The sequence below is a fragment of the Chryseobacterium sp. T20 genome, assembly GCF_047345655.1.
In the GTDB taxonomy this organism is placed as follows: domain Bacteria; phylum Bacteroidota; class Bacteroidia; order Flavobacteriales; family Weeksellaceae; genus Chryseobacterium.
Genome location: NZ_JBLFDU010000004.1, coordinates 392,076 through 414,601 on the forward strand (window position 1 = coordinate 392,076; position 22,526 = coordinate 414,601).

21 protein-coding genes are annotated in these 22,526 nt (G+C 35.7%); 12 read left to right on the top strand and 9 right to left on the bottom strand.

Annotated elements, in window-relative coordinates:
- Positions 1–50 precede the first annotated feature (50 nt).
- From ACMA47_RS13040 to ACMA47_RS13060, 5 genes are all read left to right on the top strand, one after another.
- A complete protein-coding gene (locus ACMA47_RS13040) occupies positions 51–1,133 on the top strand; it encodes a sensor histidine kinase (protein WP_413930100.1) in 1,083 nt (360 codons plus the stop codon).
- Positions 1,134–1,137: 4 nt separating this feature from the next.
- Positions 1,138–1,812, top strand: coding sequence for a LytR/AlgR family response regulator transcription factor (locus ACMA47_RS13045; RefSeq protein WP_413930101.1), 675 nt, complete (start codon positions 1,138–1,140; stop codon positions 1,810–1,812).
- Positions 1,813–2,115: 303 nt separating this feature from the next.
- A complete protein-coding gene (locus tag ACMA47_RS13050) occupies positions 2,116–2,850 on the top strand; it encodes an intradiol ring-cleavage dioxygenase (protein WP_413930102.1) in 735 nt (244 codons plus the stop codon).
- A gap of 140 nt (positions 2,851–2,990) precedes the next feature.
- Positions 2,991–3,638, top strand: a complete 648-nt coding sequence (locus ACMA47_RS13055; protein WP_413930103.1) for a hypothetical protein — start codon at positions 2,991–2,993, stop codon at positions 3,636–3,638.
- A 12-nt stretch (positions 3,639–3,650) separates the two neighbouring features.
- Entirely contained in the window at positions 3,651–4,148 is a 498-nt protein-coding gene (locus ACMA47_RS13060; RefSeq protein ID WP_413930104.1) for a hypothetical protein, read from the top strand.
- Positions 4,149–4,302: 154 nt separating this feature from the next.
- Here ACMA47_RS13060 and ACMA47_RS13065 read toward each other — a convergent pair whose 3' ends face one another.
- Positions 4,303–5,328, bottom strand: a complete 1,026-nt coding sequence (locus ACMA47_RS13065; protein ID WP_413930105.1) for an LLM class flavin-dependent oxidoreductase — start codon at positions 5,326–5,328, stop codon at positions 4,303–4,305.
- A gap of 292 nt (positions 5,329–5,620) precedes the next feature.
- Between ACMA47_RS13065 and ACMA47_RS13070 the strand changes: the two genes are divergently transcribed.
- Positions 5,621–5,995 carry a hypothetical protein gene (locus tag ACMA47_RS13070; RefSeq protein WP_413930106.1) on the top strand — a complete coding sequence of 125 codons (375 nt, stop codon included), beginning with the start codon at positions 5,621–5,623 and terminating at the stop codon, positions 5,993–5,995.
- A gap of 147 nt (positions 5,996–6,142) precedes the next feature.
- Here ACMA47_RS13070 and ACMA47_RS13075 read toward each other — a convergent pair whose 3' ends face one another.
- Positions 6,143–8,281, bottom strand: coding sequence for a DPP IV N-terminal domain-containing protein (locus ACMA47_RS13075; RefSeq protein ID WP_413930107.1), 2,139 nt, complete (start codon positions 8,279–8,281; stop codon positions 6,143–6,145).
- A 331-nt stretch (positions 8,282–8,612) separates the two neighbouring features.
- On the opposite strand from ACMA47_RS13075, the gene ACMA47_RS13080 reads away from it, so the two are divergent.
- Both ACMA47_RS13080 and ygiD read left to right on the top strand, forming a co-directional pair.
- Positions 8,613–9,125, top strand: a complete 513-nt coding sequence (locus tag ACMA47_RS13080; RefSeq protein WP_034693303.1) for a YceI family protein — start codon at positions 8,613–8,615, stop codon at positions 9,123–9,125.
- Positions 9,126–9,206: 81 nt separating this feature from the next.
- A complete protein-coding gene (gene ygiD / locus ACMA47_RS13085) occupies positions 9,207–10,034 on the top strand; it encodes a 4,5-DOPA dioxygenase extradiol (protein WP_413930108.1) in 828 nt (275 codons plus the stop codon).
- 69 nt (positions 10,035–10,103) lie between these two features.
- On the opposite strand, the gene ACMA47_RS13090 is transcribed toward ygiD, so the two are convergent.
- The 3 genes from ACMA47_RS13090 to hutH form a co-directional block, all read right to left on the bottom strand.
- Entirely contained in the window at positions 10,104–11,585 is a 1,482-nt protein-coding gene (locus ACMA47_RS13090; RefSeq protein WP_413930109.1) for a S8 family peptidase, read from the bottom strand.
- Positions 11,586–11,676: 91 nt separating this feature from the next.
- Entirely contained in the window at positions 11,677–12,123 is a 447-nt protein-coding gene (locus ACMA47_RS13095) for a GNAT family N-acetyltransferase (protein WP_413930110.1), read from the bottom strand.
- Between the two features lie 99 nt (positions 12,124–12,222).
- Positions 12,223–13,710, bottom strand: coding sequence for a histidine ammonia-lyase (hutH, locus tag ACMA47_RS13100; protein ID WP_413930111.1), 1,488 nt, complete (start codon positions 13,708–13,710; stop codon positions 12,223–12,225).
- A gap of 130 nt (positions 13,711–13,840) precedes the next feature.
- Here hutH and ACMA47_RS13105 point away from each other — a divergent pair, with 130 nt between their 5' ends.
- Both ACMA47_RS13105 and uvrC read left to right on the top strand, forming a co-directional pair.
- Entirely contained in the window at positions 13,841–14,602 is a 762-nt protein-coding gene (locus ACMA47_RS13105; RefSeq protein ID WP_413930112.1) for a hypothetical protein, read from the top strand.
- A gap of 87 nt (positions 14,603–14,689) precedes the next feature.
- Positions 14,690–16,483, top strand: a complete 1,794-nt coding sequence (uvrC, locus tag ACMA47_RS13110) for an excinuclease ABC subunit UvrC (protein WP_413930113.1) — start codon at positions 14,690–14,692, stop codon at positions 16,481–16,483.
- 399 nt (positions 16,484–16,882) lie between these two features.
- Here uvrC and ACMA47_RS13115 read toward each other — a convergent pair whose 3' ends face one another.
- Genes ACMA47_RS13115 through ACMA47_RS13125 form a run of 3 tightly spaced genes read right to left on the bottom strand, consistent with a single transcriptional unit; the run spans position 16,883 to position 19,611 of the window.
- The gene (locus ACMA47_RS13115) at positions 16,883–17,626 is read right to left on the bottom strand and encodes a hypothetical protein (protein WP_413930114.1); all 744 of its coding nucleotides are present in this window, start codon (positions 17,624–17,626) and stop codon (positions 16,883–16,885) included.
- A gap of 10 nt (positions 17,627–17,636) precedes the next feature.
- The gene (locus tag ACMA47_RS13120; RefSeq protein ID WP_413930115.1) at positions 17,637–18,719 is read right to left on the bottom strand and encodes a PorV/PorQ family protein; all 1,083 of its coding nucleotides are present in this window, start codon (positions 18,717–18,719) and stop codon (positions 17,637–17,639) included.
- 13 nt (positions 18,720–18,732) lie between these two features.
- Entirely contained in the window at positions 18,733–19,611 is an 879-nt protein-coding gene (locus tag ACMA47_RS13125) for a DMT family transporter (protein ID WP_413930116.1), read from the bottom strand.
- Positions 19,612–19,778: 167 nt separating this feature from the next.
- On the opposite strand from ACMA47_RS13125, the gene ACMA47_RS13130 reads away from it, so the two are divergent.
- A complete protein-coding gene (locus ACMA47_RS13130) occupies positions 19,779–20,300 on the top strand; it encodes a GNAT family N-acetyltransferase (RefSeq protein ID WP_413930117.1) in 522 nt (173 codons plus the stop codon).
- A gap of 282 nt (positions 20,301–20,582) precedes the next feature.
- Positions 20,583–22,211, top strand: coding sequence for an acyl-CoA carboxylase subunit beta (locus ACMA47_RS13135; RefSeq protein ID WP_413930118.1), 1,629 nt, complete (start codon positions 20,583–20,585; stop codon positions 22,209–22,211).
- An 83-nt stretch (positions 22,212–22,294) separates the two neighbouring features.
- Here ACMA47_RS13135 and ACMA47_RS13140 read toward each other — a convergent pair whose 3' ends face one another.
- Complete coding sequence (locus ACMA47_RS13140; protein WP_413930119.1) at positions 22,295–22,492, bottom strand: hypothetical protein; 198 nt, start codon at positions 22,490–22,492, stop codon at positions 22,295–22,297.
- Positions 22,493–22,526: the final 34 nt, after the last annotated feature.

A 22,526-nucleotide genomic window follows, 5' to 3' on the forward strand; every position in this document is an offset into this window, starting at 1 on the left:
TTAATTCATGTTTTTTACAAGGCATGTTTAGTCTTAAATAATTATACTGTGTGAAAAAAATCGGGCAACATATTATCCTTATTCTATTACTCTTAACAGTTCCGGTGGTTTCTTCTCCTGATTTTGACGGAACATTATCCGTATTTAAGGTTTCCCCGTTCCAGAGAGAGTTTATCCGCTTTGTATTGGTTGTCATCTTTTTCTACTTAAACCTGAATGTTTTCCTTCCCAAATTCTACAGTAAAAAGAAATATATTCCTTTTATAATCTGCCTTTTGATCTGTTTCGGACTCATGATTTTTATTCCTAATTATCTTACTGAAGAAAGCAGAATTTCGGCCCGGAATTTTCCTATGCAGATGCAGCCACCTCCATTAAATCCCAATGGAGATATGCCACCGCCAATGGGAGAAAGATTTCCACAGGGCAACTTCCAGAACAGAAATAATTATTATGTCCAGATGATTTTTTCATCACTTCTTCCCTTTCTATTCTCTTTTTTATCTTCTCTTTTTATTTTTAAAAATATCGAGAAAAAGGAACTGGAACGTTCTAAAGCCAAAGCAGAATTATTAAGCTTAAAATATCAGTTACAGCCCCATTTTCTGTTCAATATTCTCAATTCAATTTACTCACTGACTTTATTCAAGTCTGATGATGCTCCCAACAGTATTCTGAAACTCTCTAATGTAATGCGCTACGTAGTTCAGGAAAGCAGTAAAGATCTGGTAAAGCTCAGCAAAGAAATTGAATATGTAAAAGATTATATAGCTCTTCAGTTGATCCGGACTGACAACAGCCTGGATTTTTCCTATACAGAAACCGGAGAGACAAAGGATTTGCAAATAGCTCCTTTTATTTTGGTCAATTTTATTGAAAATGCTTTTAAATATGGCTTTAATGCTGAAGAAACCTCTAAAATAGCGATCAACATCATGATTGAGGAAGAACAATTTCATTTTCATGTTTTTAATAATATTGTGAACCGGAATATTACGGATGAAGAGAGTTTGAAAATCGGATTAAAAAATACTCTTGAACATTTACAACAGGCATACCCTGGAAAACATTCATTGAATATGACCAATGATGGAAAGATTTTTGAAGTGGATTTAAAAATTAATTTACTGTAAGCTTATGATAAAAGCCATTGCTCTTGACGATGAAATTCTCGCCTTGAAAATCATTGAGAATTACGCCGGAAAAATTGAAACCCTCTCTCTTGAAAAGGTCTTCAATACTCAAAGTGATGCCCAGAAATATCTGAATAAATTTCCTGTAGACCTCATCTTTCTGGACATAGAAATGCCTTCCAAAAACGGAATGGATTTTTATAAAAACATTTCCCAGAACACGAAAGTTATCTTTACCACAGCTTACTCGGAATATGCCGTAGATGCTTTCAGTATCAATGCAGTTGATTATCTTTTAAAACCATTTTCATTTGAAAGATTCAAAGCAGCCGTTGAGAAAGTTAAAACCAATGTAGAGACTGATGATATAAAATACCTTTCCATACGTGCCGATTACAAACTCCATAAGATCAACTTCAATGATATTCTGTTGATTGAAGGGCTTGATGATTATATCCAGATTCATTTAATCAATCACTCAACGATTACCGCACGTTCTTCCATGAAGAACATTCTGGAAAAACTCTCCGAAAAGGATTTTGTAAGAGTCCATCGTTCTTATATCGTTCCCATACAGAATATTAAAACCATTGTCAACCGCAATATTCACATTGGAGATTTCATCATTCCTATCGGAGAAACCTACAAAGATCTTGTGATGAAGATTGTGAATAAGTGATTGGTTAAATTCTGATGGAAGCGGGAGGATGGAAGTTTTGAATGTCTTTAATAGCATAATACCTCCGAATTTCCTCTTCAAACTTCCATCCAAACTCTTAATAATTCTTAAAAAACACAGATTTACCGACACATTTTATTCGTTTACCTCATAAATTTTCCTGCACCGTTTTTTGAAAATACTTTTGGAATAAGAAAAGGCTGAAAGCTGTGAGCGAAGTTCCGGATATTATTACGCATTCAAAACTTCCCTCTCCCATCTTCATACTTCCAGCCTAAAGTATAATCTTAAAACCCCTGTATTATGAAAACAATGAATAGAAAAGGCTTTCTGAAAAGTCTTGGATTAGCCGGAGTAACAGCTGTTGCCGCTCCTCTTTTAATCCATTGCGGAAATGATGATGATATTACGGATTCATCTTCTGGTACCTCAGCAGGATCAGGTTCTACAGGATGTTCGGTTACCAATACTGAAACCGAAGGGCCGTTTCCTACAAAATCTCCATCAAGCTTAGTTCAGAGTAATATTGTGAGCGACAGAACCGGAGTTCCTTTTTCCATTACCATCACGATACAGAATGTAAATACCAGCTGTGCAGTTTTACAGGGCGCTTTTGTGGATATCTGGCATTGCGATAAAGATGGAAACTACTCTGAATATGGAGGAACTGGAATGCAGCCTACTAACTACACTACGGTTCATTTTTTAAGAGGAAGACAGACTACAGATGCGAATGGTCAGGTAAAATTCACATCCATTTTTCCGGGTTGGTATAATGGAAGGGCTACTCATATCCACGTTCATGTCTATAATTCTGCAGGACAGTCTTTATTGGTGACTCAGATTGCATTTCCTGAGGGAAGTGACAATGCGGTGGTACAGGTAGCAGCAAGTACCGGATACAAAGGAATGAGCGGCTACACCTACAATGCCAATGATAATGTGTTCAGTGACGGAACCTCTAATGAAATGTCTGCTATTTCAGGAAGTGTAAGTGGTGGTTTCGCCCTTACTCATACGATAAAAGTATCGGCATAAACTCTGAAAAGTTCTTTAAATATTAGTTATTATCCCATTTCCACAAAGCACAGGTCTGATCTCAATATGAATTGTTTGTTTCTCATCCTCAAAAGCAATGTATAGATCTGTGTCTCGTGGGAATATTAAATTCTCTCCTTATGTTAGTTCAAGCCCCTTCAAAAATTTTCAAAAATGATTTCAGAATCTGGCAGGAAAATGAAAAAAATACCGTTACTGAGATTCTTAACGATAAAGACAGAACTTATACTCTGTATAATGTCAAAGAGGTGGTTCTGGATATTGAAGGAGAATTAAGACTCAGTTTTGAAGAAGAAAGAACTCTTCTCATACTGCCTTTGTACGGGGAAATTATTATCAATGATTTTTACGAAACGATTTCAGCAGGAATGTCTCTTACGCTGAATACTCAGGCAGGAAAAGATATTGTTATCAAAAATATGGTGTATCATGACCGGACAGATCTTTTAATTTTTGAATTTAAAAAACAAGAAAACATTCAGAACTACACCAAAAATGTATTGGATTTCACCCTAAAAAACAATGCTTTTACTATTTCTAAGGTATTACAGCAGCCTAACTTTATCGGACTTTATCATGGCCGCGCTGAAGGATATTATGCATTAAAAGATACGGAGAAATCTATTTTCGGAATGGTTATCAACGGTGCATTTGAATTTCAAAACAGACTGATGGAAAACCGGGATGCTATTCTGCTTTGGGAACTGGAAGAACTGGAATTTGAAGCTTTAAGTGAAAATGCCCTGATTCTTTTTATGGAAGTGTAAAATGATGAAACGATGAAAAAAATAAAACTCGCTTTCCGTATTGTTATCGATCAAAGTTCTGAAATGATTTGGGATCGCTATGTATTTGATGATACTTATTTTGAATATAAAATTCAGCATCAGGTTTTTGATGAGAAAGAAAATCCCGTAAAGAATTATTGGGAACTGCTTCAGAAAAACCCGAATGCAAAACAAATTCCTTTTTTGTTAAGCGGTGCGGCCAGTAACTACGTTGCACAATTGGGTGGAGTAGTCAGAAGTCTTCCGGATGTTTTAGGAAATACATTCTTCCCATTTGAAAATTTTAAATTGGATCTGATTTCTTCTCATCTCGAAGATCCTTCCAAGCATAAAATAGGCCTTACTTTTTTCTCACCTGAGCTTCTACTGATTGATATTATTGATGGTAAATACCTTCTGAGCAATGAAACAGATCTGGAAAATGGCTGGGAAACATTTATGCTTCCTTTTCATCCTCAGGTAGCAATTGCCTATTATCAGAAAATATAATTTTTGTGATTTCTATAGAAAGAGGCTATCTCAAAAGTCAAACAATTTGGCTTTTGTCATTCCGAATGAAATGTAGTGAAGAATCTCATGTATTTGGTTATCTATGAGATTCTTCCTTCGTCAGAATGACACTTCTGAGACAGTCTCTTTTATTTTATAAGTCTTTAATGACAGGTTTTACTTCTTTTCCAAATAATTCAATAGACTTCATCATCACATCATGGGCAGGATCTCCCACATCCATGTGCCCGATAAATCTTGTAATTCCGAAAATCTCCTTCATATAAGCAATCTTTTCTGCTACTTCAGCCGGACTGCCGATGAATAACGCACCGTCTTTGCTTCTTCCTCCATCATACTGTGCTTTTGTGTAAGGCGCCCATCCTCTGGAAGCTCCTATCCTATCCATCTGAGATTTATAATTATGGAAATACCCATCTACCACTTTTTGGTCATCACTCACAAAAGTATGGGAGTGAACCGCAATCTGCATTTTCGAAACATCATGTCCTGCTTTTTGGTATTCCTGTTTATAGAATTCAATGAGATTTCTAAACTGAATTGGCATTCCTCCAATGATGGCTACCACTAAAGGCATTCCAAGCTGTGCTGCACTCACAACAGATTGAGGAGTTCCACCAACTGCTCTCCAGATTGAAAGCTTTCCGTCATTTTTTGCTCTTGGATACACCGTTTGATTCTGCATCGGAGCACGAAGTTTTCCTGACCAGCTAACGTTTTCCTCAGAATTGATTTTCAGTAATAATTCTAATTTTTCGTCAAATAACTGTTCGTAGTCATTCAATGAATAACCATACAATGGAAATGATTCTATGAAACTTCCGCGTCCCACAAATATTTCTGCTCTTCCGTCTGAAATTAAATCCAGCGTTGAAAAATCTTCATATACTTTTACCGGCTCTGAAGAACTTAAAACAGTCACTCCACTGGCCAGTTTTATATTTTTTGTAATACTTGCTGCTGCTGCCAAAACGATCTCCGGGGAGGAAACAGCATAATCCGGACGGTGATGCTCTCCCATCGCAAAGACATCAATCCCTACCTCATCCATTAATTTTACCTGATCCAGTATCTCACGGATCTTAATTCCTGCATCTCTATATTTTCCGGTAGACTGGTCTAAAGCCAAATCCCCAAACATTCCTATTCCTAATTCCATATTGTTGATTTTAGTAGTACAAAAATACCACTATGAAAAATCAAAAACATTGATGTTTGTTAAGATCCATCCATGAGATTCTATAAAGTGAGGTAAAAGAAACTCTGGACAACAATATAATTAATCAACAAAATATAATGTTTTTTAAAAAATAATTTCATCTTTTTTAAAACATTTAAAATTAATTCATACTAATCAATTTTAATCATTTAAATTATTCATTATCAGTAATTTAACAACAAAATACATGGGATTTATTTGTACATTTGTCATGTAATTAAAAATTCAAATAATGAAAAAGTACATTGTAATGGTATGCCTTTCTTTAGCAGGCATATTTAAAGCTCAAACAGCAAAAGAATTAGTAGGAAAATGGCAACTTGTAGAAACTGTTGTTAATAACCAGCCACAAGACATAAAATCTATTTTTGGCAGTGACAAGATATTTCAAACCTTCAGCCAAGATTTCGGTTTTGAAGCTACAGTTGGAAAAAGTACCAGCAAAGGTAAATGGGAATTAATGAAGGACAATAATGGACAGATCCTGAACATTACCATTGGAAAAGATACAACTCGTTTTAAAGTTGATTATTTTGATGGAACTAAAAGAACAATCTCATTTGTTAACAACGGAGCCAACATGTCTCTGACGTATAAGAAAATCTAAGAAAAATTAATAACAAAAGAGGCCGTCTCACAACTCGTGAGAACGGCCTTTTTTTTATAGAATTTTATGTACCTTAATAAATACATAAAAGGTTTTCGTATATACGATTCCCAACCCGCATCATTTAATTGTGATACATCTTCTTTTTTATTTTTTAAGGTTTTGATCAAAATAATCTGTGATCTTCTGCATCAGGTGAACTCTGTCTTTCCCGATCACATTATGCGGATGTCCCGGATACGTAAAGTAATCTAACTGAACTCCGTTATCCACAGCTGATTTGATGAATTTAATAGAATGCTGCCATACGACTACATCATCCTGAGCTCCGTGGATCATCAATAATTTTCCTTTCAGATTCTGAACTTTATCCAGAAGATTAGCAGTTGCATACCCCTGTGGATTTTCCTGCGGAGTATCCATATATCTTTCTCCGTACATGATTTCGTACATGCTCCAGTCGATTACAGGTCCTCCTGCTACACCCACTTTGAATACATCCGGTTTACGAAGCATAAAACTAGTTGTCATAAATCCTCCGAAGCTCCATCCATGGATTCCCATTTTTTCTCCATCTACATAAGGAAGCGACTTTAAGTAGTCTACTCCTTTCATCTGGTCATTCATTTCTGTAGTTCCCAGGTTTCTGAATACAGCCTGCTCAAACTTCATTCCTCGGTTAGAAGAACCTCTTCCGTCCATCGTAAAAATAATATAACCGTTCTGGGCCATATATTCATACCAAAGATTTCCTGAAGCAGGGAAAGTATTTGTGATCAACTGTAGGTGTGGTCCATTGTACAGATAAACAATGGTTGGGTATTTTTTATTTGGATCAAAGTTAGTTGGAAGAATGATTTTTCCATACAAAGGAGTTCCGTCATCTGCTTTTAACTCTACATTTTTAATTTCCGGTCTCTGATAATTCTTTAATGGATTTTCAGAAGTAAGGATATTGGTAGTTTTTAAATTCGCTGTATTGATAATGTTGGCAATTCTTGGTGAATTGGCATTACTGTAAGCATCATACAGATAGTTTCCGTCACTGCTCAAAGTTCCAATGTGCATCCCTTCTCCACTGTCCAGCCTTTGCATCTTAAAATTAGTCCAGTTAATTTTATACAAATGTCTTTCTAAAGGAGTCTCTTTTGTTGAAGTAAAATAGATTTCCTTTTTCTTTTCATTGAATCCTAAAATATCGGTTACCAGCCAGTCACCTTTTGTGATTTGAGATACCAGTCCTTTTTCAAGGCTGTAATGGAACAGGTGATTGTATCCTGTTCTCTGGCTCTGCCAGATGAAGTCTGTATTAGAGTTCGGGAAGAAAGTAAGTGGATGCTGTGGCTCAACATATTTACTGTCTGTTTCTTCAAATAAAGTTTTCACCAATTCTCCTGTCGCAGCATCATATTGATTCATTTTCATATGATTCTGGCCTCTGTTCAGTACACCTACAAAGATGTATTTTGAATCCGGACTCCAGGTAACAGCTGTTAGATATTGGTCTTTTTCGCCCTCCACTTTTAAGAAAGTAGTAGCTTGAGTTTTGATATTGAACACCCCTAATGTCACCTGGTGAGAAGTCTGACCAGCCATTGGATATTTAATATTGTGATTTACAGCCGGAGTTACAGACCAATCGATGATCGGGTAATCTGCAATCATGCTCTGATCCATTTTATAGAAAGCTACACTCTCAGAGTTTGGAGCCGGGAAAATTCCGGTATCAATTCCGAATTCATTTCTGTGAACCGCCTGTCCGCTGATGATATTCTCATTCGTTTCGTTGGTTACAGCAATGGTTTTCCCGTTTCTGTTGACAAATAAATTATTCTTTGTTGTGAAGGCAAAAGTCTGACCGTCGCCAAACATTTTCACGTTCGCAGCATCCTGGTCAATGGTAGCTGTACTTTTTACTTTCCAGTCGCTTCCTGATTTCTCAATCCATGACATTTTACCACCAGTCGTAAAATACCCATTGGAATTCCCTGTAAATTTGATAGGTGGAACAGCTTTAAACTTATCATTGGAAAGATTTCTGTTCAGTTGGCTCAATGAGATCAGAGTATCCTGTTTGTTGGTCTTCAAATCTGTAATCAGATAACCGCCTTTCACGGCCTGGATATAAGATTTTCCGTCTGCAGCCCATGAAAACTGGGAGATATTTTTCACAGCAAGGTTGGTTCTCATTCCATTTACAGCCTCCGCCATGGTAAACTTCTGGTTCTGGGCAAATGCTGAACTGCCTAAAACCAGCATCAATAAAGAAAATTTATGTAATTTCATTGTATAAAATTGAATCCTACAAAAATAAGAAATAAAAACCATTCGTTAAGAAATGTTAAATTAAAACATTCATAAAATGGAATTCATGCATTCAAAGGAATTATTTCTTAACTTAATAGTAGAATTTTTAAAAGGAATTAGGATAGGTGAATTGTGAACAGTCAATCCGCTACGCTTGTCAATTTGATTTTAGAATAGATTCACCATTCACTTGCGAAGCAAAATTGACGATTGACAAAAAAATCTCATTTCTTATCCTATATCAATGACTTGTATAGGTATGCTGTCCTAAATTTGCATCATTAATAACAAACAAAAAATACAAAATACAATGGCAACAAAATGGATTTTAGACCCTACGCATAGTGAAATTACTTTTAAAGTAAAACACATGATGATCTCTAACGTAAAAGGAAGCTTCAGAACTTTCACTGCTGAAATTGAATCTGAAGACGAATTCTTTGCAAATGCAAAAACTACAGCTACTATCCAAACGGATTCTGTATTTACAAACAATACAGACAGAGATAACCACTTAAAGTCTGCAGAATTCTTCAATGCTGAAGTACATCCTACCATCACTTTTGAATCTCAGGCATTAAACAACTCTATCGTTGGAAATCTTACCATCAATGGAATTACAAAACCTGTAACGCTTGATGTAGACTTCGGAGGAATCAACGTAGATCCATGGGGAAATACAAAAGCAGGTTTCTCTTTTGAAGGAAAGATCAGCAGAAAAGATTTCGGATTAAACTGGAATGCCGCTCTTGAAGCAGGAGGTGTAATGGTGAGTGATGATGTAAAAGTAGCTGGTGAATTACAGTTTGTAAAACAGGCATAGTAAATTAATATATATGATAAAAGGTTCGGGGATTTGTCTAAAAGCCTTGAACCTTTTATTTTTTTATAATCTTCAATATTTATGAACCTCAACGATCTTCAAAATATAAGCAACGGTTTTAACAACACACAGAGAATGCCTGTTTTATTTCTTGGACATGGTTCACCAATGAATGCCATTGAAGAGAATCAATTTGTACAGGGATTCCGGAAAGCAGCTACAGAAATTCCAAAACCTAATGCAATTCTTTGTATTTCTGCTCACTGGTATACAGACGGAACTTTTGTAACCGCCCTGGATATGCCGAAAACCATCCACGATTTTTATGGTTTTCCAAAAGCACTTTTTGATGTGCAGTATCCTGCTCCCGGAAGTCCTGAACTTGCCAGAGAAACTGCTGAATTACTTCTTCCCGTAGATGTGGAAGAAGACCACAGCTGGGGACTGGATCATGGTGCATGGTCAGTTATCAAACATATGTATCCTGATGCGGATATTCCGGTGATTCAGCTGAGCATTGATCATACAAAACCTCCACAGTATCACTATGATCTTGCCAAAAGACTGAACAAACTTCGTGAAAAAGGTATTCTTATTATCGGAAGTGGAAATATTGTTCATAACCTCCGCCTCATCGACTGGAAAAATATAAATACAGTGGGAGCCGGCTGGGACTGGGCAGTGGAAGCCCGTGAAAAAACCAACAATTGGCTTCTTGACGGTAACTTTCAAAATATTATTGATTATCAGAAACAAGGGACTTTCTTACAATATGCCGTTCCTACGCCTGATCATTATCTTCCTTTATTGTATACTTTGGGTCTGAAAGATCAGTCTGAAGAGCTTAATTTATTCAATGACGAGCTTATTGGCGGGTCATTGAGTATGACAAGTGTAAGGATAGGATAATCTATATTAAAATAAAAAAGGAAATACCTCAGCTGAGATATTTCCTTTTATTTTTATAAGGTCATTATATTATTGTACTGCTTTTAGAACATTAATATTTCCATAGCCGTAGCTTGAATTTACATTGGGATAGTAGGTAGCAGACTGTCTCATTTTATTCAGTACCTGATCTCTTGTCCATGATGGATTTTTAGCCCAAACCAATGCTGCAATTCCTGCTGTAGCCGCTGTAGCCACTGAAGAACCACCTACATAATCTGCCTGACCATTGTAATAGCTCAATACAGGAACAGTATTCCCTGAAGGTCTCTCCATCTGGAAAGTAAAATCAATCTGACTTCCCGAGTGGCAGACATCACATTTCTGATTGGAAGTATTTTCTTTTACTCCTGTTATCGCCTGAGTTTCTGACATTGATGCAGGGAAAATTACTCCGACAAAACTCGTAAAACTGGTTGAAGTACCTCCGGCACAGAAGATCAGTTTTCCTTTAGAATAAGCATATTTGACACCATCTTCAATTTTTCCGACTGAGAAGATATGTCCCATCGACATAGAAATGATTTTTACACTGGTATTGTTACCCAATTCTGTGAAAGCCGTTTTTACAGCTGTCTGTTCACTGGAAGTTTCAAGAACAACATTTTCTGCAGCTCTGTAGGCAATAAGATTGGCATTATAAGCTACTCCTACAGGTAATCCTGCATTATTTCTCGGAGCGGCCATTACAGAAGCCATTTTGGTTCCGTGCCCACACTGATCTCCGGATCCGTCTGAATTATACACGCCGTATTTGCTGATCGTTCTTCCTGAAGAAGCACCATTGTTAAAACTTCCTCCCAGTAAAGTCTGTTCTGGTGAAACTCCTGTATCAATAAGTCCTATGGTAACACCTGCTCCAGTACTGTAGCTCCATGCATCAGGAATATTGTGCTTAGCAAAAGCCCAAGGTATTTTTGCACTTGGTGTCGTTGAAGTATAGTCTGCAGTACTTAAAGTAGATGATGAGAACCCACATCCTGAAGAACCACTTCCTGAAGATTTTGCCGCTGCATTATATTGAGCTTCAAATTCAAAATAATGATAGTCCGCCGGTTCTACATATCGGATATTTTTCATTTGTCGGAGAGCGGAAACAGTTTCCTCATTTTCTATCACAACATCCATCTGATTAAGATATTGATCTGAAAGAAGAAGGAAATTTCTTTCGTCTTTTCCTTCATATTTTTTGATTACAGAAAGAACTTCCTTTTCAATATCGTTGCTGTTTGGAGATTTACTTCTGTCGAAATCATCTTTAGAAGTTCCAAAACCAATCGATACCATTTTATTTCCACGGAAAATAGCACTCCATACGAAATGATCGGATTCATTCTTCCAATTGAAAGTACCGTCCGTTTTAATAGCCTGATTGATCCTTTCGTTGATTTGTTTTGCAGTCAACGGATCTTTCTGGGACATTTCGGTTTTTACATTTTCGTTCTGAAGATCTTCTCTGGAGCACGAGTTTAAGGCAAAAAATATTGCCAGTAGGAATACAGTTTTTTTCATATGTTATAATTTTGGTTGAGGCCACAATATAACACTTTAACGGGAATTAAAAATTGAAAAAAAATGAATTTAGCATTACATGAATATTAAATCACAATACTTTCCCGTAACACACACTTTGCTCTATTCCAACGTATTGACCATAATTGGGTATTTTGTAAAAACCACTTTTCTCATAAACTGATATGGCACTTTTCAAATCCCGGGAAGTTTCCAATACAGCTTTTGTAAAGTTCAATTCTGTTGCCCAACTCTCAAGTTCTTTTACAATGGTGGAACCTAGTCCTTTCTTTCTGAATTCCGGATGGGTAAACATTCTTTTTATTTCTACGGTATCTTCTGAAAATGGTTTGAATGCTCCGCAGGCTGCGGGAATATCATCTATATAAACTACGACACAGTTTTTGATAGTATCAATGGTATTAAACTGAGCAAAGAAGTCATCATTTTCTCCATTATGCTCAGACAAAGTGGCATCGAGGAGTTTTACAAGGTTCTGAAAATCTTTATGAGTAGAATCTGTTCTGAGGATATGCATTTTTATCTGATTAAAAGATTAAAAAATTTAATAATTAAATAATTAAAAGATTTTTGAAAACAAAAAAGCTCCCTTTCGGAAGCCTTTGTTTTATTTGGATTAGTTGACAACAAATTTTCTTTCGTTAATTAACTCTGCAATGGCAAGCATATCTTTACCAATCAGTCTGTCATCTTCCAGCTTGGCAACTTTAGAACGAAGGATCGTAAAGTTTTCTTCAATTACTTTAGAGCATTTCGCAGGTCTTCTGAATTCCAGTCCCTGAGCTGCAAACATCAACTCAACAGACAGAATATTCACAAGGTTTCCAAGTACCTGATTGAATTTTCTTCCTGAAATACTTCCCATAGAAACATGATCTTCCTGACCTAAACTTGTAGGAATAGAATCTGCCGATGCAGGGAAACATAATGTTTTATTTTCAGTAACTAACGCTGCTGAAGTGTACTGAGGGATCATAAATCCGGAATTTAATCCTGAGCTTTCCGTTAATAATCTCGGAAGTCCATATTTTCCTTCTAATAATAAGTAGCTTCTTCTGTCTGAAATATTTCCCAATTCTGCAGCTGCTAATGTAGCATAATCTAAAGGCAACGCCATTAGCTGTCCGTGGAAGTTTCCACCTGAAATAGATTCTTCTGCACTTAGGACAATCGGGTTATCTGTTACAGAGTTCAATTCTGTTTCTGCCATTCCTTTAAGGTGCTCAAAAGCATTTCTGCTGGCTCCGTGAACTTGTGGTACACATCTCATAGAATAAGGATCCTGAACTCTCTCACAATCTTCATGAGCTTTCATATTTTCTGATCCCTTTAAGAACTTAAGCATTCTTGCAGCAACTTTTTTACTGCCTTCGAAAGGTCTGATCTCGTGGAGTTCTTTTTTAAATGGGCTTGCTGAACCTCTGTATGCTTCGAGGCTCATTGCAGCTGTCATGTCAGCAAGGTCTAGTAAATATTCAAATTTTTCAAGTCCTTTGATCGCATGAGCAAGGATAAACTGCGTACCATTAATTAATCCCAATCCTTCTTTTGGACCTAAAGCTAATGGTTCAAGGTCATGCTTTTTCAAAACCTCCATGGTATCAGAAACCTGATCTCCTTCCCAAACTTGTCCTAAACCAAGTAAAGGCAATACAAGATGTGCTAAGGGAGCAAGGTCTCCTGAAGCTCCTACAGATCCTTGTTCAGGAACAACCGGAATGATATCTTTATCAAGCATCAGAATCATTCTTTCAATCACTTCCAGGGAAACTCCTGAAAATCCTTTCGATAGCGCATGTACTTTGGCAATCATCATGATCTTGGAAAGCTCTTTATCAATTGGCTTCCCTACACCTACTGCATGAGAAATGATAAGGTTATATTGTAACTGAGCGGTTTCGTCTGCTGAAATCTTAGTATCACACAATGGTCCGAATCCTGTATTGATTCCGTATACGCATCTGTCTGACTCTACTATTTTCTGTACGTTTTTCTGAGATTTTAAAATTTGTTCTTTTGCTGCTTTGTTTAGCTTGGCTTTATTAGGTTTTTTACATATTTCCAGAACATCATGGAAAGTAAAAACATCTACTCCGTATATCATTTCTAAAAAATTTCCTTAAAATTACGCATTTAACAATAATTGGAAAAGCTAAATTTCAATCTTCTATATTTTTATAAAACAAGCGAAATAATTTACTACTTTTAGCCCCGAAAATTAAAAACAATAATACATGAGACTGAAAACTCTACTACTTGCTGTATGTGTAGCAAGCACCACTGCTTTCGCGCAGAAAGTAAAATACTCTAAAGAGGACATCAAAAAAATGGAAACTTACCTTTTTAATGAAGGTTTTAATACTCCATCTCCCAAGAAAACATCTACCATTATCTTAAAGGACGGAACTACCTACAAAGGTTTCTGTAATAAGATTGAAACCAAAAAAGGGCAGATCTACGAAGTTGTTATCAAAGACAGTATCACCAAAAAGAATGCTACTTTCAATGCTGATCAGATCAATGAGATGTATGTCTATCCAAGCAATGCAGAGAAGATTGCAAAAGTGGCAAAATACATGGGGAATATCAGAAACTTCGGAACTAAGAAGTTGACGAAAAACACCAACAATGACAGAATTTATTTTGTAAATCAGACTGTTTCTCTAAAGAACAAAAAAGATGATAAGGAATTTCTGATGCAGGTAATCAACCCAGGTTTTGATGATATTATTTCAGTATACCACGATCCCAGAGCCAAAGAAACAACAGGTTTTTCTGTAATGGGCTCTCCACAGCTTGGAGGCGGAGTTATCAAATCTTATTATGTAAAAAAAGGCAACAAGGTAATGTGGCTGCATAAAGATGATTTTGAAGACAATTATGATTTTCTATTTGGAGACAATCAGGATTTCATGAAAAAATATCCTAAAAACTCTGTGGAATGGGATTACTTCAGTTTTCTTGTAAGTGAATATACTGCAATGGCAAACGGATAAAATACTTTGCCCCCATAAAATAAAACCTGTAGAACCATCTGCAGGTTTTTCTTTTTTAAATAGGGAAAGTTTCCTTAATTTTGTTATATGAATCCTTCTTTAGAACTACAGCTCAAAACCTTACCATCCGAACCCGGTGTTTATCGTTATTACGATAAAAACGAACAGCTTTTGTATGTTGGGAAAGCTAAAAATCTTAAAAAGAGGGTGCTCTCTTATTTCAACAAAAACCTTTCCGGATACAGGATCAAAATAATGGTCGGCAAAATCCAGCGACTGGAAACGACCATTGTAAACAGTGAATATGATGCCCTATTATTGGAAAATAATCTGATTAAAGAGCATCAGCCGTTTTATAATGTCATGCTGAAGGATGATAAAACTTATCCATGGATCTGCATCAAAAATGAAGATTTCCCAAGAATTTTCCTGACAAGAAATGTCATAAAGGATGGATCAGAATATTATGGTCCTTACGCAAAAGTACGTCCTGCAAAGATATTACTGGATACCATAAAACACATTTATAAACTTAGAACCTGTAACCTGAATCTTTCTCCATCCAAAATTGCAGATGGAAAATATAAGGTCTGCCTGGAGTATCATATCAAAAACTGTGAAGGGCCCTGTGAAGATCTTGAAAGCAAGGAAGATTATGACGAAAAAATAGATGCCATACGTGGAATTATCAAAGGAGATTTCCGGAAAGCAAAAGATTATCTGGTGAATCAGATGATGAAATTGGCTTCCAACCTAAAGTTTGAAGAGGCTCAGATCATTAAGGAAAGACTGGACATTCTTGAAGATTATCAGGCTAAAAACACAGTCGTAAATCCTAATATTGATGATGTGGATGTTTTCGGAATGACCAGTGACGAAACCGCAGCATATGTCAATTTCTTTAAGATAAGAAACGGAAATATTATCCAGAGTTTTACCACAGAAATTAAGAAGATTCTTGAGGAAACCGATGAAGATATTATGGAAGAAGCTTTGATAGAAATCCGTCAAAAGTTTTCTTCAGATTCTAAAGAAGTTCTCTTACCATTTCATTTGTCTGTAGAAATTCCCAATGTAAAACTGATTGTTCCTAAGGTAGGAGACAAAAAAAGAATTGTAGAGCTTTCTGAAAAGAATGCTAAAGAATACCGTCTGGAAAAGCTGAAGCAGGTTCAGATTGTAGATCCTGAAAGACATACCAACAGAATCATGGCTGAAATGCAGAAGCTTTTGAGAATGCCTGTAGAGCCAAGACATATTGAAGGTTTTGATAACTCAAATATTCAGGGAACGAATCCCGTGTCTGCATGTGTTGTTTTTAAAGATGGAAAACCGAGTAAAGCAGATTACCGAATTTTCCATCCTAAAACAGTAGAGGGTCCAAATGATTTTGCAACGATGGAAGAGGTCATCTATCGCCGTTACAAAAGAATGCTTGATGAAGGAGAAAGTCTTCCTCAGCTAATTCTGATTGATGGTGGGAAAGGACAGCTTTCTTCTGCTGTCAAAAGCCTGAGGTTATTAGGTCTTTATGGAAAAATTACCATTGTAGGGATCGCCAAGAGGCTGGAAGAAATTTTCTTCCCGGAGGATCCTATTCCTTTATATCTCGATAAAAAATCTGAAACGTTGAAAATCCTTCAGCGTGTACGTGATGAGGCCCATCGATTTGGCGTAAAGCATCACAGAACGAGAAGGAAAAATTCTACTATAAAATCTGAGCTGGAAGAAATTCCCGGTGTAGGAGAAAAAACTATTGAATTACTCCTGTCTAAACTGAAGTCTGTAAAACGTATCAAAGAAGCTAATCTGGAAACCCTGGAAGAGATTCTAGGTAAGAGTAAGGCTAAGGTAATTTGGGAGTTTTTTAATGCTAGTTAATGATCTGACATAGCACAGGATTTCAATTTCCACCAATAAAAGATTATTTATTGGTGAAATTTCATTAGAATTTACCATTTTATCAAAATGGGACAAAAACCAAAATTCCCTTTAATACAAAACAAACACAACAACAAAATACACGAATAAATAAATATTTTATTAAAAAATATTATTATATGTATTTTTTTCATAAATTAGAGTTATCAACTAATAACAATAATATTATGAAAATTTCACTCATTTTATAAATACTTCCACCGTCTTATTTACATTATAAATGGTTAGATTACTTTCCATATCTATAGGATCGTATTTTCAAAAAAAATGAAAAACACATCAACATATATATTATAAAAGGCTCTTTTTCAAGAGCCTTTTGTACTTATATTTTATTAATTATTTTGCTGCAAAAACTTCTTTGGCAAATCTTCCATCTGTCTGTGGAACATCTATTACAATATTCCCATTTTCAAAATATCCGATCGTTGTATTTCCATCAGCCATTTTTACAAGGAAAACGGAATTTTTTGAAGTTGCTTTGAAAACGGCAAACGGAACTGAGCTACCAGACTTTGCCAAAATAAACTGGTTAGGATCAATCTGTATTTTCTGAAGATCCAGTTTCCCATTCGAGTAATTACTCGCCTCCGGAGTTGTTGTAGATGCTACAGATACCACAGGGTCAGGAGATGTATGTTGAGCACTATTATTAGATGCAGGTAATAATGCAACGGGATTAGAAACCGGTATTTTAATTAATGCTTCTTTCAATGCATCCTGTAACCCTTCTTCAAATTCTTTAATTTTTGAGCCTCCCTTAGACTCAAGAATCATAGTATTATTACAATCCTTAAACTGTACTATTAATTTATTTTTAAATAGACTTTTCTCATTAAGAATATCGGCAGAGACTACATTACAGAAATTACTTTTAGCTTCAGCTGGCCAATTATCTTTAATGGTAGGAAGAATGATATACTTTTTCCCTGTCATAGCCTTGGTGAAAAAGTTTTTTAACCCATAATCTTCCCTAAATGTTTCAAATTTTTCGGGAACCGCAACATATTTATAATCCGAAACCTTTTGTGCGAAAGCCATTGTTGAACAAGCAGCCATCACCAATATTGATAACTTTTTCATTTTTATAATTTTAATCGTTTCTAAATGCTCCCATATCCAGTTTTAATGAGAAGAAGTTGGAATAGAAATTAGATCCGCCAATTCCTGAATTCGTAATTGCATAATCCAGTGTAAGTCCTCTATATCTGATCCCAAGACCTGCACTCGGCTGGAAAGAAACTTTTCTTTTAAGGTCTTCTATATCTGTAATAGACTGGAATCTATTGATCCCTAATCTCACAAAAATCATTTTCTGATATCCCAATTCAGCTCCTGCATAAGGACTGATACTGGCAAAATCTGTTGAAATTAATGATGCTGTTTTAGCAAAATCAACATTGATACCTGCTTCCGGTAACACATACACACTGCTATTGATTTCGAATAACTTGCTGGCACCTACATTCAGCTTAGGCATTGTAAGTTCCAGTTTATCTTTAGGAGCAGGGTTAAATTCTTCCCCATTTACAACAGTAGAAAGTTCTTTCTGATTAATCGTCCAGAAGTTTACAGTAGTTGTAATATCTCTCACCATCCCTCCGAACTTCCATCCGTTATCTGCCTTATAAATGGCTCCCACATCGAAACCAAAACCATAACCATTTGCAAATTTACCTACATTTCTGTAAACAATTTTAGCATTCACCCCAACATCCAATTTTGGATTTCCTCCAGGTCTGAAAGCATAAGAAAGAATAGCTGCATAATCGGATTGGGAGAACTTGGTAATTTTATCATAATCGATATTCCCTTCAGAATCGATCATTTGGGTAGTATTTAAAATATTGTCTACTCCAAGTCTTACTACCGAAACTCCAAAAACACCTTCTTCAAGTACTTTTGCATAGGCCAGATAGTCATACTTTGCAATAGATTCAAAATATTCTGCGTGCATGGCTGCCCCTTGCCAATCTTTTTCGATTGACATCAAACCTGCAGGGTTCCACATAGGAGAATATACATCATCCTGATTGGTAATTACTGCTCCTCCCATGGCAAGTCCTCTTGCTCCGGCTCCGATGTTTAAGAATTCATTGGAATATTTCCTGATAATCTGAGATTGAGAAAGCCCAAACAGCAGTGAAAATGCAAGTAAAAAATATTTTTTCATCATATAAATTTGATGCTTAGTTTAAGTTTTTAGTTTTTCTGGCTTTTATTAATCCATTTGCAATGATTGCCAGTATCATAACACCTGAAGCGACATAAAATATAGGGCTCATATGTTCTGATTCCCCAAAGATAAAAAAAGCTAGTATAATTCCGTAAACAGGTTCTAAATTAACTGTTAAAATTAAAGTAAAAGGTGATATATATTTCATTAAATTCACCGATTCCAACATTGGAAAAGCAGTGAAAACACTGGCTAACAAGCATATTAACGCCAGATCTCTGTAGTTTATTTCATTCATTTGAAAAATTTGGCCTGAAAACAAATAAAATAACATTAAAATGAACCAACCACAGAAGATTTCATAAAAAATAATATTCCCCGAACTTGTTTTCCCAAACATCTTACCATTAAAAACAGAAAAAATAGTTCCGAATATAGCACACAGAATTCCATAAATAATACCTTCTTTAAAATGAAATTCTGTCTTAAAGATCAAGAGTATACAGGTCACAATAACAGTTCCCATGATCACTTCAGATGCATCAATTTTCCTTTTGAAAATAATAGGCTCCAGAATTGAGGCGAAAAGTGTAGATAAGGAAAGACAGCTTAGCGCAATAGAAACATTGGAAACTTTAATAGAATAAAAAAAGCAATACCAATGGAGTGCCATGGCAAAACCTATTGCTGCCAGTTGAAAAAATATCTTTTTGGAAACCTTTATGCTCTCCTTTTTAAAAATCCTGATGAATACATACAAAAAAATAGAGGCAAACAACATTCTGTAAAAAACCAGAATCTGTGCATTGGCCTGAATCAATTTTCCCAGAATTGCAGTGAACCCCCATAAAAAAACTATTAAATGCAATCTGAAAAGTGCCAATTTATGCATAACCTATCCCCTTTTTATTTTAACGTGCAAATTTACAAATACGCTTTTATAAATCTTGCAAAAAAAGATAAATTTACATTAATAAAAAGATAATAAATAAAGTTTTTAATAGCTTTACTCTTAATTCAGAACACTTTCTATTAATTTAATAAAAAGATCAATTAATTATGATATTAAGCCCGAGCATTGAAATCAAAACAAAACATCTTACTTTAAGCCCTGTTGAAGACTTACACATCGATGATATTTTGGAGCATTTTACCAATGAGGTGACCAGATACATGCCTTTTAATCCGCAAGGGAATAGACAGGATATAATCACCTTTGTGGATGAATCAAAAAGAACTTTATTACAAAACACAGATCTTGTAATGGTCGCTCTTGACTTTAATGGGGATTTTATAGGATGTTGCGGTATCCATAATATAACAGAAGAATCTGTTGAACTTGGCTTATGGCTAAAAAGGGGTTCTCAGGGGAAAGGATTAGGAACTGAAATCATAACGACCCTCATAGAATTTCTGGAAAAGAATTTTACTTTTGAGTATATTTTATATCCTGTAGATGAAGACAATATAGCCAGCAGAAAAATTCCGGAAAAACTTGGCTTTATTCCTGCTAAAAAATATAAAAAACATAAGAATCATCTTACCGACCTGAATATTATAGAATATAGAAAATATTACTAACAACCACACGCATTACTAAAAAAACCCTGAAAATTTGTTAAACTTTCAGGGCCTTCAAATAATAAACTATTAAAAAAATAAACTAGGAACAGAGTAATTTTCAGAGGTTATCACCCTCCATTACTCTTATGTAAAGTTAGAAAAAATATAAATTATTTGAAAATATTTTTTAGTTAAAAATTTCACAAATTACTAAAAACCAAATAATTAAACATCTGTTTTACTTCCAATTCGTATTCCTCATAAAAATAGTATCTTTAAGCGTAAAAAATTGAAAATTTTATGGACATCGAATTCAATAAACGAGAAGATCAGAACAGATTAAAATTATCTGAAATTAATCGCTTACTCACTGAAATCAAAAAAGGAGGTGGTGAGAAGAGGCTTCAAAAGCTTCGTGATGAAGGAAAAATGACAGCAAGAGAAAGAATAGATTATCTTCTCGATAAAAATTCAGATTCCATAGAAGTAGGAGCATTTGCCGGATACGAGATGTATCAGGAACATGGAGGATGTCCTAGCGGAGGTGTAGTAGTAGTTATTGGCTATGTTTCCGGAAGACAGTGTATTGTAGTTGCTAATGATGCCTCTGTAAAAGCTGGCGCATGGTTTCCTATCACAGGAAAGAAAAACCTGAGAGCTCAGGAAATTGCCATGGAAAACAAACTTCCTATTATTTATCTGGTAGACTCTGCAGGTGTTTACCTTCCTATGCAGGATGAGATCTTCCCTGATAAAGAACATTTTGGACGAATTTTCAGAAATAATGCTAAAATGAGTTCTATGGGCATCATCCAGATCTCTGCCGTTATGGGGAGTTGTGTAGCTGGAGGAGCTTATCTTCCCATTATGAGCGACGAGGCGATGATTGTGGATAAAACAGGTTCTATTTTCCTTGCCGGAAGCTATCTTGTAAAAGCAGCTATCGGAGAAAGTATCGATAACGAAACATTAGGTGGAGCGACCACTCACTGCTCTATTTCAGGAGTAACAGATTATAAAGCGAAAGATGATAAAGATGCTTTGAATAGAATCAAAAACATCATGAAATCTATTGGAAGTACTGAAAAAGCAGGCTTTGACAGAATAGAAAGTTTTCCACCAAAAGAAAACCCGGAAAATATTTTCGGAATTATGCCGGTTTCAAGAGCTGAACAATATGATACTTACGAAATTATCAAGTGTATTGTGGATAACTCCGAATATGAAGAATATAAACCAGACTACGGTAAAAGTATTATCTGTGCAACGGCAAGAGTTGATGGCTGGTCTGTAGGAATTGTAGCCAATCAGAGAAAGCTGGTTAAAAGTGGAAAAGGAGAAATGCAGTTCGGAGGAGTAATCTACTCTGATTCTGCTGATAAAGCAACCCGATTCATTGCCAATTGTAATCAAAGAAAGATACCTTTAATCTTCTTACAGGATGTTACCGGATTTATGGTAGGCTCCAAATCAGAACATGGCGGAATTATCAAAGATGGAGCTAAAATGGTAAATGCAGTTTCCAATTCTGTTGTTCCTAAGTTCACTATTATTACTGGTAACTCTTATGGAGCAGGAAATTATGCAATGTGTGGAAAAGCTTATGATCCAAGATTAATTGTTGCATGGCCTTGGGCTGACTTGGCAGTAATGGGAGGTGCACAAGCTGCAAAAGTACTGGCTCAGATTCAGGAATCAACATTGAAGAAACAAGGAAAAGAAATTTCGGAAGAAGAGCACAACGAAATTCTGGATACGATTTCTAAAAAATATCAGAAACAAACAGAATCTACTTATGCAGCTGCAAGATTATGGACAGATGCCATCATCAATCCTGCAGATACCAGAAAATGGATTTCTATGGGGATTGAAGCAGCTAATAATGCTCCCATTACAGAAAAATTCAACCTTGGAGTAATACAGGTATGATAACAATTTATAAATAGAAAAACGGCTATCTCAAAATCCAGAGATAGCCGTTTTTTATTTATACTTTAAAAATAGGAAGTATTTTACTTGCCATATTCTTCTTTACAAAATTCAATGGGCCCACCCAGCCTCATACAGCATTGATACTTAGTCATACAAATTCCATTGGGCCAGCCTGGAGGATAGCACATTCCAAATGCAGGATCATCAGGACATGTAGGTCCTCCACTTCCTTTTAATGATTTTAAACTCTCTCTTGAAATCTTCACTAGATTTTTCATAGTTATTTTAGTTTTAGTTGTTTCCTACTCTATT

Bases quoted from the DNA above. Each gene is read 5' to 3' on its own strand.
- ACMA47_RS13045 (WP_413930101.1), top strand. From the start codon at position 1,138: ATGATAAAAGCCATTGCTCTTGACGATGAAATTCTCGCCTTGAAAATC.
- ACMA47_RS13050 (WP_413930102.1), top strand. From the start codon at position 2,116: ATGAAAACAATGAATAGAAAAGGCTTTCTGAAAAGTCTTGGATTAGCC.
- ACMA47_RS13055 (WP_413930103.1), top strand. From the start codon at position 2,991: ATGTTAGTTCAAGCCCCTTCAAAAATTTTCAAAAATGATTTCAGAATC.
- ACMA47_RS13060 (WP_413930104.1), top strand. From the start codon at position 3,651: ATGAAAAAAATAAAACTCGCTTTCCGTATTGTTATCGATCAAAGTTCT.
- ACMA47_RS13065 (WP_413930105.1), bottom strand. From the start codon at position 5,328: ATGGAATTAGGAATAGGAATGTTTGGGGATTTGGCTTTAGACCAGTCT.
- ACMA47_RS13070 (WP_413930106.1), top strand. From the start codon at position 5,621: ATGAAAAAGTACATTGTAATGGTATGCCTTTCTTTAGCAGGCATATTT.
- ACMA47_RS13075 (WP_413930107.1), bottom strand. From the start codon at position 8,281: ATGAAATTACATAAATTTTCTTTATTGATGCTGGTTTTAGGCAGTTCA.
- ACMA47_RS13080 (WP_034693303.1), top strand. From the start codon at position 8,613: ATGGCAACAAAATGGATTTTAGACCCTACGCATAGTGAAATTACTTTT.
- ygiD (WP_413930108.1), top strand. From the start codon at position 9,207: ATGAACCTCAACGATCTTCAAAATATAAGCAACGGTTTTAACAACACA.
- ACMA47_RS13090 (WP_413930109.1), bottom strand. From the start codon at position 11,585: ATGAAAAAAACTGTATTCCTACTGGCAATATTTTTTGCCTTAAACTCG.
- ACMA47_RS13095 (WP_413930110.1), bottom strand. From the start codon at position 12,123: ATGCATATCCTCAGAACAGATTCTACTCATAAAGATTTTCAGAACCTT.
- hutH (WP_413930111.1), bottom strand. From the start codon at position 13,710: ATGATATACGGAGTAGATGTTTTTACTTTCCATGATGTTCTGGAAATA.
- ACMA47_RS13105 (WP_413930112.1), top strand. From the start codon at position 13,841: ATGAGACTGAAAACTCTACTACTTGCTGTATGTGTAGCAAGCACCACT.
- uvrC (WP_413930113.1), top strand. From the start codon at position 14,690: ATGAATCCTTCTTTAGAACTACAGCTCAAAACCTTACCATCCGAACCC.
- ACMA47_RS13115 (WP_413930114.1), bottom strand. From the start codon at position 17,626: ATGAAAAAGTTATCAATATTGGTGATGGCTGCTTGTTCAACAATGGCT.
- ACMA47_RS13120 (WP_413930115.1), bottom strand. From the start codon at position 18,719: ATGATGAAAAAATATTTTTTACTTGCATTTTCACTGCTGTTTGGGCTT.
- ACMA47_RS13125 (WP_413930116.1), bottom strand. From the start codon at position 19,611: ATGCATAAATTGGCACTTTTCAGATTGCATTTAATAGTTTTTTTATGG.
- ACMA47_RS13130 (WP_413930117.1), top strand. From the start codon at position 19,779: ATGATATTAAGCCCGAGCATTGAAATCAAAACAAAACATCTTACTTTA.
- ACMA47_RS13135 (WP_413930118.1), top strand. From the start codon at position 20,583: ATGGACATCGAATTCAATAAACGAGAAGATCAGAACAGATTAAAATTA.
- ACMA47_RS13140 (WP_413930119.1), bottom strand. From the start codon at position 22,492: ATGAAAAATCTAGTGAAGATTTCAAGAGAGAGTTTAAAATCATTAAAA.